We start from the raw sequence: 17,273 nt of genomic DNA on the forward strand, positions 1-17,273 counted from the left end.
GCCCCGACCATCAGGTTTTGTATCTGAACCGTTAGTTTTTGCATATTCCCGCCAGATTCTATAATTGTACCAGTCTTTTTTACGAATGTACCACTAAGTATTATTAATCTACCTGGAGTGATTGTCTTCCGTGTGGTGAAGATGCTCTTCTGTGAGGTGAGGAAGCTTTACGGGATGGTTGTTTAGCTCTTTCGGATGGTTTGTAGGTTGTTGTTGTCGGGGAATTGGAGGATTGTAATGTTCTAAACTGAAGGATTGTTGAATCGTTTAATGGATAAACTGCCAAGCGAAAGGTAGCATCGAAAATCCGGAATACACCACCCACTTTTCTCTCTCCGGACTTCGGACTCTTCTACTCTTCATAACCCAAATGCCCGGCAATGCTTTTATACTCCAGCGCTTTATCCATGTCGCCTAGTTTTTCGCAGGCTTCGCCCAGATAGTAGTAAGCTTCGGCTTTGTCTTTTTTAATGCGGGTGGCTTGCAGTAAATCGTTGTAGGCTTTTTCGTACATTTTCAGTTCCAGTCGTGTGCGGCCCCGGTTGTATTTCACTTTGTACGATTTCTTTTTGATTGTATCAGCTGCCGTATAATCTTTATCAGCCTTTTTTAAGTCGCCTGTTTCCACATGGATGGCGGCCCGTCGAACCAGGGCATCAAAAAACTGTGGTTTCAGCTTCAGGGCTTTGTTGAGGTTGGCCAAAGCAGATGGTTTGTCGTTAAATTTCACCATGCACTCGTTGGCCATCAGGTAGTACTCGCGGGCAAAGTCTTCCACACTTTTTTGCTGCCGTTTAATGGCGGCATTCAGTTCTTTTACTTCTCTTTCGAGGTGATTAATCTTTGACAGCTTAATGGCAATCAGGCGCTGCACCGATTCAACCGACAGGGCTTCCTGCTTTTCATTGGCAATAGCAAATGATTGAACGGCCTCGTTAAAGTTACTGGCATCAAACGCCAGCATGGCATTGCGGTATAAATCCTGCGCTTCGGCTTTGTTCAGCTCTTTCTCAATCAGCACCTTGTTGTTGGCCGCCTTCGAGAATTTAACCACTTCGTTGTTCACAATAACATCGCGTGGCGAAATCTGTGTTTTAAGTACAATGCCTTCGAGCGATATGCAACGCGAAAGGGCCACATACAGCTGGCCACCGGCAAAAGCGCCGCCCGAGAAATCGAGCATCACCTTATCAAACGTGAGGCCCTGGCTCTTGTGCACCGTAATGGCCCAGGCCAGTTTTAGCGGGTATTGGGTAAACGAGCCCAGCTCTTCTTCGGTGATGCGGTTGTTTTTTTCGTCGTATTTATAGCGGATGTTACGCCACACCTCTTTCTCAACCAGATGAATTTCTTCGTTTTGCAAACGCACATAAATACCGTTCTCATCAATGTCTTCCACACGTCCCAGGCTGCCGTTGTACCAGCGTTTCTCCATGTCGTTTTTCACAAACATCACCTGGGCATTTTCTTTCAGCACCAGGTCTTTCAGTGTTGGTAATCCCGACTCAGGAAAGTCACCCGATATGCGACCTGTAAACTCATGCTCATCGCCTTCGAGCTGCTCCAGCTTACTGTCGTTAATGTAGTCCACTGTGTTACGGCGTGTTGCCAGGGTGATAAAGAACTCATCAATGGGGCTTTGAAACTGCGGGTTAAAGCGGGCGTTAATAGCCGCCATGTCGTTGTTGCCCGCCTGTTTTAAGCGGATGCGGTCGAGCAGATTCACAAAGGTTGAATCATTCTGACGATACACCTTCTTCAGCTCTATCTGTACCAAAGGTATCTGCTTAAACACCCGTGCCGAGAAGAAATAAGGAGAGGGGTAGAAGCGTTTCAGTATTTGCCAGTCATCGCGCTTAACAACCGGTTCGAGCTGAAAAACATCGCCCACCATCAGCAGCTGCTTGCCACCAAACGGCTGGTTCATATTTTTGGTGAATACCCGCAAAACACGATCGATAAAATCGAGCACATCGCCACGTACCATCGATACCTCGTCAATGATGAGCAGGTCCAGTTCCTTGATGATTTGTGTGTGCGCTTTCCGGTATTTCAGAAAATCAAAGATGCGCCCTTTTTCCGTCGATAAATCGGGGTCGTCGGGCAGGATAGGGCGGAAGGGCACCTTAAAAAAGGAGTGAATAGTAACACCACCCGCATTGATGGCGGCAATGCCCGTTGGGGCAACCACCACAAATTTCTTATGCGTATGCTGGCATATGTAGCGCAGAAAGGTGGATTTACCGGTGCCGGCTCGTCCGGTTAAAAATACCGATGAATTGGTATGCTGAATCAGTTTCAGGGCATCCTGAAATTCGGCATTATCTGTATCAAAATTTTCCGGCAATACACTCATTTATTCTACCTCTGCTATGCTTTCTTTACCCGATAATTCTTCTGAGCCGTAACGCTTAATCACATTATAGGCTTTGTAAATACCCAGTTCTCCGGCCTTGCTTAAGTCGGCTGTTCCATCCGCTTCTTTTTCCAGATAAATCAGGGTTAAACCGCGATTAAAATAAGCCTCGGCAAAGTCTGGATTGAGGCGAATGGCCTGTGTGAAATCTTCCACTCCCTGTAAGAAATTCTTTTTCAGGCATTGCACAATGGCGCGGTTGTAATACGCAAATTCAAACTCCGGCGATAGCTCAATCACCCGGTTCAGGTCTTTGATAATTAGCTCGTAGTCGAGTATGTGCGAGGCATCTTTCTCAATATTCGTTTGATGTTGCTGGTTTTTTGCTTTAATCGGCCCCTGCAGCATCACGTTATTTGGCGTCTGCGTTTCTTCTTCCAGGGCTTTAATAACTTCCACCATTTTATGGCGCGTATAAGCACGGTTAAACAAGGCCACCACATTATCCGGATCCGACTTTAGTATCTCGTTGTAATCGGCCATGGCATTGCTGTAATTCATCACCATGCTGTACAAGGCACCGCGGGTAATCAATATCTCACGGTCGGTGGCTGCATCCTGCAATTCTTCCGAAATGGTGGTGATGTCGTTAATCAGGCGGATGTATTTAATGCCTTCCGCCTCAATCTCACGATTGGTAATCATTAACGGTTTTTTATACAGCTCTTTCTTGTTGAAGCTCACCACTTCTTTTTCATAATAGGCCGGACGGCTTAAAATGGTATCACCTGAGTAATAGGTTAAACCAAAGACTGGTTCCAGGTCGATAAAGATATTTCGGTTCTGAACTTTACCGCGTATATTGTCAAAACGCTCTTCTGTTGATTCATCCTCATCGAAATCATCCAATACGGCCAGTTTATCGTAATTGCGGATGTCTTTGTCAGACTTTTTACGAGTGGCTTTACGTTGCTTTTTACCAGAAGCGTTATCGTCCTCTGTATCATTTTTATTATCCGAAGAATGGGCAGCTAATTCATTTTGACTGCGCTTATCAGCATTTAACTTAGCAGCTGTCATGTAATCTACCTCAGCTCCGTTCATATCACCCAGGTTTTGCTTGGCTATACTTCGGTTGTAATAAGCCGGCCCAAATTGGGGATAGTTGGAGACGATGATGTTTAAATCACTCAAAGCCTGTTTGTTTTGTCCCAGGTCGAGGTAAAGCAAAGCACGATTGTACAACGTTAGAAGATTATTAGGTTCCAGTGCCAATACCCGTGAAAAATCTTCTATAGCACGGTTTTTATCTCCAACCTGAGCTCGTAATATACCACGGTTGTTGTAGGCCATACTATTTTTAGGATCTAGCTGAATGACCTTGTTGAAATCATCCATGGTGCCTTGCCAATCATCCAATTGATAGCGGATAGCACCTCGCATTGTATAATAACCGGCAAAATCATCTTTTAACTCTATCACCTTGTTGTAGTCGGCCAGCGCCTCTTCGTATCGATTCATTTGATAATACAATATACCGCGAGACGCAAAACCATCCGACAGATAGGGATTACGCGTAATAACAGTTGAGAAATCAGCCAAAGCGCCTATTGAATCACCCGCATGTGTTTTAGCAGCGCCTCGACTCAGATAGGCACTCAGCATGGTTGGGTTATGCTTTATGATTTGATCAAAGTCCTCAATTGCTTTGTTGTATTCTTCCAATACCGAATGGCTATTTCCCCTGTTAATTAACAGGTTGGTGTTGGCAGGGTCAATTTCAAGGCCTTTGGAGTAATCTTCAATGGCATTTTCATGATTGTCTTTTCGACTCATAATAATACCTCGCACATTGTAGGCATCCACTAAAAATGGATTCTTGCTCAGGCAGGTATTTAAATCAATTTCGGCTCCGTTATAGTCTTCCAGGTAATACTTGGCCAAACCGCGATAAAAGTATGGATCTGATAAGTATGGTTTTACTTTGATTACTTTGTTAAAGTATTGAATGGCTAATACATAATCCTCAAAATATAAAGCATTTTTACCGATGGTGAGCATTCTGTCGGTATTAATCTGTGCTTTAATATCGTGGCTTATTACGCAATTAAGCAATAATATAATAAGTGCAATTTTTCTCAACATAGGTCAATCTGAATACAACAATGCGAACAAATATACAATAGTTAGTTTGTTTAAAGTCATCAAGTATGAATAATATCACTTGATATCCGCCTTAAATCAAGGGTGCTAATAAGCAAAAATTAAGCCAGATTTAGTTGCTGAAATTAAACTCCTTTACTGTTTGGTTGCCCCTGTTGTCCGTCACTTTCACATGTAGCACATGTTTGCCTTTCTTCAAAAATGGCATGTGCTTAAAAGTCCCTGTTAAGCGGTAGTTTTTAGCATCATATTCAAATAAAGCCCATTGGTCGTCTATCAGACATTCATAATTTTTAATGCCGCTGTACTCATCATTGATCAATAGCTCAATCGATTGACGCGCCGAATAGTTATTGTTTTCAGGAGCTTTACGAAGTTTAATGGTGGGAGCAATGGTGTCAAGTGCCAAAGAAAAACGTCCAAAGCTACGCGTGCTGGTGCTCATTCGTCCATCCTTATACTGGCCTCCTAAGGAATAGGTTTTACCATTGGTAGCCACACCTGCCATTAATAGTTTATCACCATACTTTTGCAATGAATCGGGGACAGGAATAGTGACTGTCATGGAGCGGTGCAGAGGAATGTTTTTATCCCCAATAACATATACAGGGGCAATCATACTTTCTTTTTCATCCTTATGGATAAGCATTTCAATGTCGGTATAGAATGTTTTAGCTGGTATGGATAATTCCAATCCTAATGTGTCTAAAGTAAAGACTTTGTCAAAGTTCACAGGTAACAAAGGGCTGTCTTTTTTCTTAAGGGGAGGGGGTGGGTTTTCGCCCTTAATAGTAAATGCCAATACAGAGCGGTTGCCATTAAAATCTTCAATTACATATTTAAAAATTTTCGTATCACCGGGTTTTAGCTCCGCAGTGTAGGCATTGCGTTTGCTATATAAACTCAATCTGTTATTGGGTTCTACCCAGCTTTTTTGAATGACTTTACCAGTTCGTTTTTTCTCTCCGTAATCAATGTGCGAATTGATGTAGCGCGTTTCGGCAAAGCTGAATTTTTCAATTTTGAAATCATATACCAAGGTGTTGTTCACAAACAGGTCGATGGTTGAAATGCCACATTTACGCCAGCTATCGGTGAAATAGTCTAATACTTGTACACCCACACCAATTTTACCGTGTGCAGTGAAAATGGTTGAACCCTTTGGGTGAAAAGCGCGGTCGTAGAAAACGGTTGAAACAAATTGGTCTTTTCTTTTTCCACCAATGGAAGCGTCATCCGAAAGGCAATACAATTTCATGCCTTGCACCTGTGGACGCACGTCGTCTTTTATGTCGTCTCTGAACAGAAGAGGGTTCATTGGTTTCTGACTGGCCTTGTCGCGCACTTCGTAGTGGAGGTGAGGGCCACCCGAACTACCCGAGTTGCCACTGTAACCAATAACTTCGGCACGCCCAACAGGTACCTCGCCCGCTTTGAAAAATAATTCTATGGCAAACGATTTTTTCTCATATTGCTTGGCGCGAACCAGCGAATCGATGCGGTTGGAGTAACGCTCCAGGTGAGCATATACAGTGGTGTAACCACCATCGTGGTCGATGTAAATAGCTTTACCGTAGCCATAGGGTGATACTTTTATTCGTGAAACATATCCTTTGTCGGAAGCATATACACGATACCCGGTTTTTCGGTTGGTTGTTAAATCTAAGCCAGAATGAAAGTGGTTGGAGCGCAATTCACCAAAACTGCCGCTGACAGAAGGTTTTAGCTTCATTGGTTTAACAAAGCGTTCACTGTCTTTAACTTGTGCATTGGTAATCTGATTGGCTAAAATGACACACAAAACAATTAAAGCAATTTGCTTCATATTTTTCTCTCCTCCCTTTAAATAAAATCCATCCAAAAATAACTTTCTCTTCCCACAATTACAATTGAATTGTTTGGTGCGTTCCGCTATTGACGCAACCCCTTTCTTAATTTTTTATCTAAATAGTTAATCAATGTAAATGCATTAATACTGGCACGATATTTATTACGAATGAAGTGAAACAATGTTTAATTCTTAAATTATAATCCCATGAAAAAGTTAAGATTTGGAATTTTACTAGCCCTGACAAGTGTTTTATTATTCAGTTGTGACGACGATGATGGTTATTCATTAGGCGATTACTGGGTGACGACGGGAACAGTAGTTGAAACAAGCGATTATTATTATGTCGTTACCGATGGAGGAGATGCACTATGGCCTTCGGCCACTAATGTACCACCTTCAAGTTTAGAAGATGGCATGCGTGTATTGGTTAATTATACCATATTAGGTGATGCTGACGACAGCGAGCTGTACGATTATTACGTGAAGGTGAATGGTATATCGGAATTATTGACAAAACCTATTTTCAATTTTGACGAAACCACCAGTGTGGAAGTTAAAGATTCTATTGGTAATGACCCGGTTACCGTTGTAGATACATGGTTTACGAATGACTATTTAAACGTACAGTTTGAATATGGTGGTGGTTATGGGATTCATTTTATCAACCTGGTGAAGGATACCGAAGACTTGGAAACAGAGAATGGTGAGATAATATTAGAGTTAAAACACAATAAAAATGGTGATCCCTATAATTATAAACAATGGGGAGTTGCTTCCTTTGATATTTCTGAGTTACAAGTGCCGGGGCAGACCTCGATTGACATTTTTGTCAGAAGTCTGAACAAGGATGGAGAATACCATTATAACACGGTATTGACTTATGAATACGATGCTGAGGTGGAGCCAGTCAGTAAAACGTTTACCGATGAATCAATGAGCGATATGATAGAATAATAGACTTATTGATATATTAAAGGAAAAGCTGCAATCATCTTGTGGCTTTTCTTTTGTTGCAAGGGTCTGTAATCCTTGTTGTTGCTGAAAAGAAGCGAAATTAATTGTGATTTTTTATTAAATAATTTGGTGTTTTAAGCGCATTATCTCTATATTTGCACCGCATTTGAGAACAATGGTTCACAAAACAACAAAATATTGGTCTTGTAGCTTAATTGGATAGAGCACCTGGTTACGGCCCAGGAGGTTAGGGGTTCGAGTCCCTTCAAGATCACATAAAAGGCCTGTAAGTTTCTAACTTACAGGTTTTTTGTTTTTGATATCGATTATCTTGTTAAAACGGATCACTTTCAGAACCACCTACAAATTCAGGGTCTAGGCATAAACTTTACACAACCTGTAGAGAACATTTTTCGATTAGTCCCCCCTTTTAAAACTCCCTTCTGAACGCTTAATTTAGACATTGAATAATTCTCAGTTGCATTGGTACTTCTATCATTAAAATTATTAATGATAGTATCGTAATGTTTCAATGGTTATTCTACCTGTGGAGAATGTATTCAATAGTACCTGTTCATCTCACTAAACCAGTTTGTTAGTCTGATGTTTGCGGCACTTTGCAGGATGAGGAGGAAACGCCTTAGAATAATATAATCGAAATTAGCGTTACCAATTCATAGTTATGGCGTCTCAAGCTATACAATCTTATCATCAATATTTGTAACTTATGCCAAACTTAATTTGAGAATCCAATGGAAATGAATTACCCATTAATGAAAATTATTATTGCTGTTATTAGCGCTTTTATCATCAATTTAATAGTTAGAAAGCTTATTAAATTTTTCATGACTCGATTTGCAAAAAAGGTATCCGCTGATGCAACATCCTTTTCTTTCCTAAAAAACTCAGCAGGCTTTATCATTTTCACGGCCGTTGCCATATATGTTATTCAGCAAATACCTGGTTTAAACAACATAAAAACCGCTTTATTTGCTAGTGCCGGTATTTTTGCGGCCATTATTGGTTTTGCGGCCCAAAAGGCGTTTGCCAATATCATAGGAGGGATCTTTATATTAGTGTTTCGCCCTTTTCGCGTTGGCGATGTAATTTATATAGGTGTTCAGTACCGGGGTATTGTTGAAGAAATTACCCTTCGGCATATTATGATACGTGATTATGAGAATCGTCGGATAATAATACCCAATGGTATAATAAGCGATGAAACCATTGTCAATAGTTCAATATCTGATGCCAAAATTAAAAAGCACATCGAGTTTAACATCGACTTTAATTCCGATATTGAAAAGGCCATGAGTATTATCAGAGAAGAGGCCGAGAAGCATTCATTAACTTTAGACAACCGCTCTGATGAACAAAAAGAAAAAGGATCTCCCAAGGTATTGGTTCGAGCTATTGCTATTCTTGAGTTTTCGGTAAAACTAAGAGCTTATGTTTGGGCTCAAAATAATGACGATGCTTTTGTCATTTCGTGTGACCTAATCCAGGTTATCATGTCTAGATTTAAACAAGAAGGGATTGTTATTCCTTATCCATACAGAAATGTTGTAATGAATAAATAATCGACCATCGGTATAAAAATGGAAGAAATAAAAAATGCGCTTGATTTTGATTTAATTAGTTTTGGCTCCTATCACATTAAGGTTTATAGTGTTATAATAATTATTGTGGTAGCCATTGCAACTAAAATTTTATTGTGGTTACTCAAAAAAGCACTCATCCAGAAGCGCTTATTTAATAAACTCGATGATGGGACGGCCTATGCATTACTGCAGATCATCAAATATATTATATGGACATTCGCCATTGCTTTCTTTCTGGAAACATTAGGCGTTAAAGTCACCATTCTGATTGCTGGTTCTGCAGCGCTTTTGGTAGGTGTTGGTTTGGGTTTGCAACAAACCTTCAACGATATTATCTCGGGCATAATTTTATTGTCGGAGCGCTCCATAAAATTGGGCGACATCCTTCAAATTGATGGCGATGTGGTGAAGGTGCAGGAAATAGGGCTTCGTACATCGAAGGGACTCAACAGGGATGATATTGCTGTTATCATCCCTAATTCTCTGATAACAACCAATAAGGTGATTAACTGGAGCCACCAGTCTAAAAATACACGTTTCAAAATTAATATAGGAGTTAGCTATGGAAGCGATATACAGTTAGTATGCGATACACTGGAAAAGAGTGTCTTTGAGCATCCGGGCATTCATCACAAACATCTGGTGGAAGCGCGTTTACTCGATTTTGGCTCTTCGTCCTTAGATTTTCAGGTTTTGTTTTACTCAGAGAATATTTTCGAAATAGAAAAAGTTAAAAGTGATATTCGTAAGATTATTTACCGACGCTTAGCCGAAAATCATATTATCATACCTTTCCCGCAACTCGATCTTCATGTTAAATCAAATCAACAAAATGGTTCTACAGATCAACTAAAATGAAACAAGCCATGAGAATAGCTTTTGATGTAAAAAGATGTTTCGGAATGGCGAGTTTCCTGTCTGCCATCAGGCAGGCATCAGACAACTGGTAGAAAAATTAGACAGATGAAAATTGCAATTATTTACAACAAAGACCTGACCGGCGTTATTAATACGCTGGGCATGCAGAATAAAGAGTTTTATTCGGAAGCTAACGTTAAACGAGTAGCCGAGAGCCTGGAGAAGGCCGGCCACAATGTGCATATACTCGATGGAAACATGTATATCATTGAGCGATTGCAGCATTTTATGCCACGGGTGATTGATGGCGAACAAATGGGCATGGTCTTCAATATGGCATACGGCATCCAGGGCGAAAGTCGTTATACCCACATACCGTCGATGCTTGAGATGTTAGGTATTCCATATGTTGGTTCTACGCCTGCCGGCCATGCTTTGGCTTTAGACAAGGTGATGACCAAGATTGTGTGGCAGAATCACCAGTTGCCAACACCTGACTTTTGGGTGTTTAACAGTGCCGATGATGATTTTTCAAAGGTGCATTACCCGGTTATAGTGAAACCTAAAATGGAAAGTGTGTCTTTCGGTTTAAAGGTGGTTTATAACGAAGAAGACCTCAAAGAAGCGGTTAATTTTATTGTTTCAGAGTTTCAGCAACAGGCCTTGGTTGAGCAGTTTATCAGGGGACGTGAATTTTGTGTGGGCCTTGTGGGCAATAATCCTGTAGAAGCGTTTCCGGTTTTGGAAATTGACCTGGAAGGCGACCCGGATGCCATTCAAACAGTAAGTGATAAAAAAGAAAAGCCGCGACAGAAAGTGTGCCCGGCCAATATTACGCCTGAGTTAGCCGATAAGATGCAGAAGTTCAGTATTGATGCCTTTAAAGCACTGGGACTGCGTGATTTTGCCAGGGTGGATATTCGCCTGGATGAGAACGATAATATTTATTTGTTGGAGATTAATTCGATGGCTAGCTTGGGCGTTTCCGGTTCGTATCCACATGCAGCCAAGGTGGCTGGTTATGATTATCAAAAGTTGGTTAATCGCATGCTTGATGTGGCTGCCATCCGTTATTTTGGTGCTTTGCAGCCCATAGAAGGACAAACAGGTTCAAAAAAGCTGCCTTTACATAGCCGGTTACGTACATTTATCCGAAGCCGTAACGACCAGGCGGAGTCCTTATTAGAGAAGTTGGTTAACATTAACACGCATGTGCGAAATGTAAGTGGTATTAACCAGGCTACAAACCTGATTAAAACCGAGTTGGCGCCTCTGGGATTTACGCAAGAGGTATTGCCTAACCTGGAAGTTGGTAATGTTACTTATTTTTCTAATTCATTTAATGAAAAGCTGGATTGGTTGCTGATTCTTTCAGTTGATGATCAACATAAATTGGAGGATCAGGAATCATTTTATGCAACTGAGCATAAGCTGTATGGTACCGGTATATGGGAAAATAAAGGAGGCATTGTTTCCACTATTTTAGCGCTTCAGGCTTTGCGTTTTAGCCGTTTAATTAAAAAGCTGAAGATTGGAATTATTGTAGTGCCTGATACAACTATTGGTGGTAAATATTCCAAAGAAATATTAAATACCAAAGCCGAATCGGCACGCCATATACTAGCCCTTCATGGTGGTAATGAAGAAGGCAGTGTGATCACCAGTCGGTCGGGGTCAGCCAATTATACTTACGACATCAAATTGGTAAAAAATACCTCGGACAATGTACCAATGGTATCTTCTTTGTTTTATAAGACTTTGGCTTCTATTGTTGATATTTCAAAAAACAATCCGGATGTGGTTTTAGCACCGTATAACACGAGTTTTAAAACGAATATTTTCAAAGGTTTTGCTAGTGGTTCGTCTAAAATAAGTGTCCGTTTTAATAATAGGGAAGAGTACGATGTGATTGATAAGAAGGTGAATAAATTTGTGACATTAACCAAGCAACAGTCAAAGCTCATTAGTTGTCAGCTGCAAGGTGGTATCTCGCGATTGCCAATGCCAGAAACGGAGGAAAGCCAACATGTCTATGATATCATTAAAAAGCTATCGAAACTAACCGATACCAGCCTGACAAAGGAACACCGATGGAGTTCATCCAACATATGCAACATTGTAAAAAACTGTGCCAAGGTGGATGGTTTAGGACCTATGGGCGGTTACGACAATAAGTGGGCCGAGTATATTTATCGTAGCAGTGTAACCGACCGGGCCTTGCTACTGGCCTTATTACTGAACGAAAAGTTATAGTCTCATAAACTGGTATTTTTTGTGCAGCTTTGGTACAAAAAATACCAGTCTTCATAGTCAAGAGTCGACGACTATGCTGATAGTATTAATCTTGTAATTTTTAGCTTTTGATAACATTAAGTTCCAACGGATTGATTTTTTCGCCCCAGTAAACCGTGGTATGTGGGAACGGAATTTCAATATTGTTTTTATCAAAGGCTACTTTTAGGCGCTTTCGGTACTCGCGGCCGATATGCCATTGCATAATGGGTTTGGTTTTTAAACGTGCTTTAATCACCAAAGCGCTGTCGGCAAACTGATCCAAACCCAAAATTTCAATGGGTTCAATAATGTGATTTTTAAACTCTTCATCGTCCTGCAATTCCTGGCCCGTGGCACGCATAATATCCATCACCTGGTTCACATCTTCTTTGTAGGCCACACCAATATCAAAAACCATGGCCGACCATTCTTTAGTCATGTTGGCCAAGGTGTTAATTTTACCATTTTGAAAAACATGAACCACACCTGAGAAATCACGCAAGGTAATGGTCCGTAATTCAATTTTCTCAACCAGCCCACCAGTTCCGTTGATAACACCTACATCACCTGTTCTGATTTGGTTTTCGAGCAAAATAAAGAAGCCCGAAATGACGTCGCGGACCAGTTCCTGCGCTCCAAAACCAACCGCCAGGCCAATGATACCAGCGCTGGCCAGGATAGGGGCTATGTTAACGCCTATCTTTTGTAGTATCAGCATGACTACGATGGTGATCAGTATAATTTTAACAATCCCGTACAGGATGCCTGTCAGGGTGTTGATGCGTTTCTCGGCTTCTTGTGAATCGGTATGTTTGCTTTTTTCCGCTCGTTTAACCAGGGTCTTTTTTAAACGGTTAATCGTTAGTTTCAAAACTTTTAAAGCCAATACAACGATGATTAATAACAAGATGATGATTGGTAATTCAGAGATGAACCAATTCTGTAAATGAAGCAATTGCTCGGTTATTAAGTGTTGGTCAAAAAAATCCATCATAAGCGCAGTGTTTAAAACGATATCATTAATAATAAGAAAAATGAACCGCAAAATGTTTTATGGGGCAGGGCCAAATAAGCGCCCTTGAGCCCGGTGGCATCCTTTTTACTGATAGTAATCGGGCGAAATCAGTTTTTCTTTAATTAACTCTCTCAATGTTATTTCAGTCATGTCACTCTTAAAAATAAATTCATTTTTGATGTCTGACACATAGGCTTTCAGGCGCATTTTAATGATGCTGCGGCGGTCTTTCATCTCATTAAAAAACAAGACGGTAACGGGTTTATTCAAATAGATGTATTTTGACACCAATGCCGCTTCGGTGGCAATGCGACGCACTTTCTGCGTATCAATATCCAGTGGCAGGTATAGCTCGGCCACCACCTGGCAGTTGGTGGCACCACTATTCGAATTAGAAATAGACTGATTCATCATTTCGCCATTGGGTATGGTCACAACAGAATCGTCAGCTGTCACAATACGCGTTGAGCGCAAACCAATTTTAATCACTTCGCCATAGGAGTTGCCCGCCTCTATCTTATCTCCAATCTGAAATGGCCTGTCAAACAAAATCATTAAGCCTCCAAAAATATTTTTCAATAAGTCCTGGGCTGCAAAACCAACCGCAACACCAACAGATGTAAAAAAGGCGATAACAGTGGCCAAAGGCGGTTTTATAATGCCTTGAATAATGATGTAAGTGACAAATATCCAGCCCAATATTTTAATAATCGGATTGATGCGTTTGACCGTAATAGTGGCTTGCGAGCTTCTTTTGCCCATTCGGTTCAGGATTAACTCGATGATTTTAAGGATGATAAATCCAAATAAAATCAATATGGCTGACCAGGCAATTTTACCCGGTGTGATGATTTTATCCACTGCAGGTGCACCTAACTGGTGGATTCTGTCTTTTAAATTGTTGGATTGAACAGAGTCATTGGTCAGTTCAGTTGTAATATTGGTAACAACACTATCTTTTAAAAGTGTGTTAAATATACTGTCTGGCTTGGTATTGGCAGGGAGTGTTACACTGAATGTAAACAGGATAGGTAATAGAAAGGGAACTAATTTTTTCATAGAGGATAACACTTGATTAATGAAGAAAATTACGTGCTTTTAATGAATCAATGGTTGAGCGGTACAGCAATAAATTAATGACAAAACGGCCTTTTATTTCAAGTAACAGCCCATCGTCCACCATTTGAAATAACTTCATTCGGCCCTGTTCAGGGGTGTAACGCATCACTTTGCAAAAGCCTTCAATATCCAGGCCATCGTGCAATAAAATGGCATAGAGGCAAAACAGTTTTTCCTGGCTGAGACCTTTTATGAAGGAGCTGTTAAAGTCATTCATGGAACTAATGTAAAGGGTATTGTTGGCAATGCGTTTGATGGAGCGCAGCCAAAAAATGAAGGCGACACTGAGGTTGCCTTTTGATAATGCTGTTAACACCTGAAAATATTGTTTTTCTCGACTGGCTTGTATTTCTTCGGGCTTTTGTTTGGTGTTTTTATTTTTAGTCACCGACGTTTTATCTGGCAGATATTGAATGTTATAGCCGCTAACCCGGTGGCGTTTTTTGATTATCTCTATCATCTCTTCTTTTGAGAAATCGCCCAGCTTAATAACGTGCCCAAAATATTCTTCAATGGAAACAACTTTGTTTAAGTAGTTCCAGGCATGAAGAGTGGAAGTACAAATCCAAAAAATTGATTTGTTGGTTTTTGAGATGATTTCAAACAAGAGTTTTAAACTTTCAAAGCCATCTACTTTTTTGAGGTAGGCAAACTGAAGTCCTTCCAAAACGATGATTTGCTTTCTGGCGTTTAATTCATCAATCAAGAGAGCCACTTCATTCATAGGTGTTAAATCCAGGTTATCAGCCAGGGTAAACACAAATTCATCGGGTTGATATATTTTTATAAAATCTTGAAAATTAATCGAAGTAATGGGTAGGTCTTTATCTTTTACTGCATAACGTATTACCGATGTGATACCCGCGCCTTTTTCGGCGGCAATGGCCAGCGTGGCATAGCGGCCTTTTTGCCAATTGCGGTAGGCGTTCTCAAAATCGGCGAGTTCTGTTGTGCGCTTATGGTAAAGATAGCCCTCGTCAATGGCCTCCAGTTTAAACAGCCGCTGATATAAATAGGGTAGTTTATTGGTGGTGTCGGCAATCTCGCTCAGAAAAATGGATATTTCGTTATTAATCTGTGCCTCTACCTCTTCCTGAGAATAGATTTTAGAGAGTTGCCTGGTGAGTTTAAATCCTTTCGTTTTTAGAGAGTCCCATTGTACCAGGCAGAAATGGTAGCATTGGGTGATTTTCTCGGTTAATAGCACCTTCAGCCTGGAAGATTGACGAATGGCTTTGGCTTTTATAATGCGAATGTTTAAAGCGCCTAATTTTTCATTTTCGGTTAGCTCTAACAGTTCATCAATAAGTAATTGAGTGCTGCTCTCAACATCTTTTTCAATGGTGTTTTTTATTGCTTCAAGTTGCTCAACGATCTCTTCGAGCTTAGATAGTACCTTTACTTTACCTTCATTAAATACCTCGGTTCGATTGCTTTGTGAGTCTTCCTCTATTTCAGCGTTAATGATCGCTAATAAGGTTTCAAAATTGTAATCCGATACATGCAGAATGTTGGATAACTCATCTTCGTACAAGGCAATTTGCTGCAGTACACTTTGCTTCAGTTGACCTATTTGAGCCGAAAACGCCGGTTGTATCTCGAATTGAAGCAAATCTTTCAAAAAAACAGATGTGGTATCGGATAGTTGTATTTTGTCCCATTCTACAGGATTGTTAAGAATATTTCGTTTGTGATTTGTATTGTTTATTTGGTTAATGATTTGCTGTTCAATAGTATTCAAAACAAATAGTGCCGATTGAGAATGGTCGAGCCGAGAAAGAAATAAGCTTTGGTTTGATAAAACCTTAGTTATTTTTGTTTGACAATCACTGATGCTTTTACTTTCCGCTTCCTCATTGATGGTCTGGTAAATGCTATCAATGGTTTTGACGGCGTTTTGAACGTCTTCACTCACCTTATCAATGGCAGCAATATTACGTTGTTTATGCTTTGAATTAAATGTGGTTATGGCGGTATTGATGACCATGAATATATCAGCATCAAAACTCCAGTCTTCGGATAAGCCAAATAAGGCAATCTCCCACGAACGCAATTGCTTTAATTGTTGAGATGACCGCTTTTTGAGTCTTTTGTTGACCCGTAATTTATTTTCCTTCAGTCGCTTATGTTCCCAGGTGCCGAGTTTAGGATAGTGTTCATCTATGGCTTTTTGCTTAAGCGATAAGGTGGTTTCAATTTGCTGTATAAGCTGCTTTTTATAACTACTGACAAATGCTTTCGTTTCGGTCGATTTATCGAGCAAAGCATTTAATTGGAGTTCTATTTCCTGTGTTTTAGTCGGTGAGTTGAGCGGATAGCTTAAATGAATGGTGTTAAACGCAGCCTGATAAAACTTAATGAGCTCTATTTCAAATAATAAAAGTTCCTCGATAAAGGGCCATAGCTCAGGATTGACACTGAAATATAATTCATTGCTCAAATAGTACTTTAGTGGGAGCTTCTTGTTGATTTGAACTTTTGCTTTATCCTTGTGCCACAATAATTTCAGTTTAAAGCGGATGCGTTTGAAGAATTTGATTTTGCCAACTATCCAGCTGTCACTTGAGTTTTTTGTGCGGTTCTCTTCACATTCCGCATCAATAATGGTTTTGGGCAAAGAATTGATGAGTTGGTTTCGCGTCTCAAAAAATTGCTTCAGGGCTTTTTCTGTAGCTGACTCTTCGCCCATTAAGTAGTTAGCATTGTTAAAGGTCAGAATCTGTGTCAGAAATGCGCGATGTTCACTCAGGAACCGGTCATAGTCTGCTTCTTTCGACTTTAAGCGTGCAATAGTTTTCTGGTACCCTTTTGCAATCAGCTCCATCTGTGTTCCTAGTTTATCAATACTGTCCAGACGGCAGTGAACAATATCTACAAATGAGTTTGTAAAGAGGTGGTTAAAGGACTGTAGGGCTGATTTAAAGCTATCAATCATAGGAATCTATTTGCTGTTTAAACAGATATGGTATTCTATTGGTTGTCTAAATATTTAATTAACAAGCAGAACCGTGAGTTGTTTTTTAAAAAATATAAATCTGAATTAATGGTGTTACCTATTCACATTTTTGTGTCTAAAAGAGAAAGTTTTAAAAACACTTTGGA

At 40.3% G+C, this 17,273-nt stretch carries 10 protein-coding genes and 1 tRNA gene; 5 read left to right on the plus strand and 6 right to left on the minus strand.

Annotated features, from left to right (window positions below):
* Window positions 1–352: 352 nt before the first annotated feature.
* The 3 genes from J1N10_RS05875 to J1N10_RS05885 form a co-directional block, all read right to left on the minus strand.
* Window positions 353–2,356 (minus strand): AAA family ATPase, encoded by a 2,004-nt coding sequence (locus tag J1N10_RS05875; protein ID WP_262325752.1) that lies wholly within the window; start codon window positions 2,354–2,356, stop codon window positions 353–355.
* A complete protein-coding gene (locus J1N10_RS05880) occupies window positions 2,357–4,501 on the minus strand; it encodes a tetratricopeptide repeat protein (protein WP_262325753.1) in 2,145 nt (714 codons plus the stop codon).
* 130 nt (window positions 4,502–4,631) lie between these two features.
* Complete coding sequence (locus tag J1N10_RS05885) at window positions 4,632–6,344, minus strand: M23 family metallopeptidase (protein ID WP_262325754.1); 1,713 nt, start codon at window positions 6,342–6,344, stop codon at window positions 4,632–4,634.
* 210 nt (window positions 6,345–6,554) lie between these two features.
* Here J1N10_RS05885 and J1N10_RS05890 point away from each other — a divergent pair, with 210 nt between their 5' ends.
* The 5 genes from J1N10_RS05890 (at window position 6,555) to J1N10_RS05910 (ending at window position 12,016) form a co-directional block, all read left to right on the plus strand.
* Window positions 6,555–7,304 carry a NigD1/NigD2 family lipoprotein gene (locus J1N10_RS05890; protein WP_262325755.1) on the plus strand — a complete coding sequence of 250 codons (750 nt, stop codon included), beginning with the start codon at window positions 6,555–6,557 and terminating at the stop codon, window positions 7,302–7,304.
* Window positions 7,305–7,504: 200 nt separating this feature from the next.
* Window positions 7,505–7,578: transfer RNA gene (locus J1N10_RS05895), tRNA-Arg, on the plus strand.
* A 571-nt stretch (window positions 7,579–8,149) separates the two neighbouring features.
* Window positions 8,150–8,884, plus strand: a complete 735-nt coding sequence (locus J1N10_RS05900) for a mechanosensitive ion channel family protein (RefSeq protein WP_262325756.1) — start codon at window positions 8,150–8,152, stop codon at window positions 8,882–8,884.
* Between the two features lie 18 nt (window positions 8,885–8,902).
* Window positions 8,903–9,763 (plus strand): mechanosensitive ion channel family protein, encoded by an 861-nt coding sequence (locus tag J1N10_RS05905; RefSeq protein ID WP_262325757.1) that lies wholly within the window; start codon window positions 8,903–8,905, stop codon window positions 9,761–9,763.
* A 105-nt stretch (window positions 9,764–9,868) separates the two neighbouring features.
* A complete protein-coding gene (locus J1N10_RS05910; protein WP_262325758.1) occupies window positions 9,869–12,016 on the plus strand; it encodes an ATP-grasp domain-containing protein in 2,148 nt (715 codons plus the stop codon).
* Window positions 12,017–12,116: 100 nt separating this feature from the next.
* On the opposite strand, the gene J1N10_RS05915 is transcribed toward J1N10_RS05910, so the two are convergent.
* The 3 genes from J1N10_RS05915 to J1N10_RS05925 form a co-directional block, all read right to left on the minus strand.
* Window positions 12,117–13,031 (minus strand): mechanosensitive ion channel family protein, encoded by a 915-nt coding sequence (locus tag J1N10_RS05915; protein ID WP_262325759.1) that lies wholly within the window; start codon window positions 13,029–13,031, stop codon window positions 12,117–12,119.
* 105 nt (window positions 13,032–13,136) lie between these two features.
* Window positions 13,137–14,111: a mechanosensitive ion channel family protein gene (locus J1N10_RS05920; RefSeq protein ID WP_262325760.1), complete on the minus strand. Its 975-nt coding sequence runs from the start codon at window positions 14,109–14,111 to the stop codon at window positions 13,137–13,139.
* Window positions 14,112–14,127: 16 nt separating this feature from the next.
* Window positions 14,128–17,106 carry a hypothetical protein gene (locus J1N10_RS05925; RefSeq protein WP_262325761.1) on the minus strand — a complete coding sequence of 993 codons (2,979 nt, stop codon included), beginning with the start codon at window positions 17,104–17,106 and terminating at the stop codon, window positions 14,128–14,130.
* Window positions 17,107–17,273 lie beyond the last annotated feature (167 nt).

It is taken from the genome of Carboxylicivirga litoralis, from assembly GCF_025499605.1.
Taxonomy (GTDB): Bacteria; Bacteroidota; Bacteroidia; order Bacteroidales; family Marinilabiliaceae; genus Carboxylicivirga; species Carboxylicivirga litoralis.

What these genes read in the sequence shown, in the direction of transcription:
- J1N10_RS05875 (WP_262325752.1), bottom strand. Translation starts at nt 2,356, where the DNA reads ATGAGTGTATTGCCGGAAAATTTTGATACAGATAATGCCGAATTTCAG.
- J1N10_RS05880 (WP_262325753.1), bottom strand. Translation starts at nt 4,501, where the DNA reads ATGTTGAGAAAAATTGCACTTATTATATTATTGCTTAATTGCGTAATA.
- J1N10_RS05885 (WP_262325754.1), bottom strand. Translation starts at nt 6,344, where the DNA reads ATGAAGCAAATTGCTTTAATTGTTTTGTGTGTCATTTTAGCCAATCAG.
- J1N10_RS05890 (WP_262325755.1), top strand. Translation starts at nt 6,555, where the DNA reads ATGAAAAAGTTAAGATTTGGAATTTTACTAGCCCTGACAAGTGTTTTA.
- J1N10_RS05900 (WP_262325756.1), top strand. Translation starts at nt 8,150, where the DNA reads ATGACTCGATTTGCAAAAAAGGTATCCGCTGATGCAACATCCTTTTCT.
- J1N10_RS05905 (WP_262325757.1), top strand. Translation starts at nt 8,903, where the DNA reads ATGGAAGAAATAAAAAATGCGCTTGATTTTGATTTAATTAGTTTTGGC.
- J1N10_RS05910 (WP_262325758.1), top strand. Translation starts at nt 9,869, where the DNA reads ATGAAAATTGCAATTATTTACAACAAAGACCTGACCGGCGTTATTAAT.
- J1N10_RS05915 (WP_262325759.1), bottom strand. Translation starts at nt 13,031, where the DNA reads ATGATGGATTTTTTTGACCAACACTTAATAACCGAGCAATTGCTTCAT.
- J1N10_RS05920 (WP_262325760.1), bottom strand. Translation starts at nt 14,111, where the DNA reads ATGAAAAAATTAGTTCCCTTTCTATTACCTATCCTGTTTACATTCAGT.
- J1N10_RS05925 (WP_262325761.1), bottom strand. Translation starts at nt 17,106, where the DNA reads ATGATTGATAGCTTTAAATCAGCCCTACAGTCCTTTAACCACCTCTTT.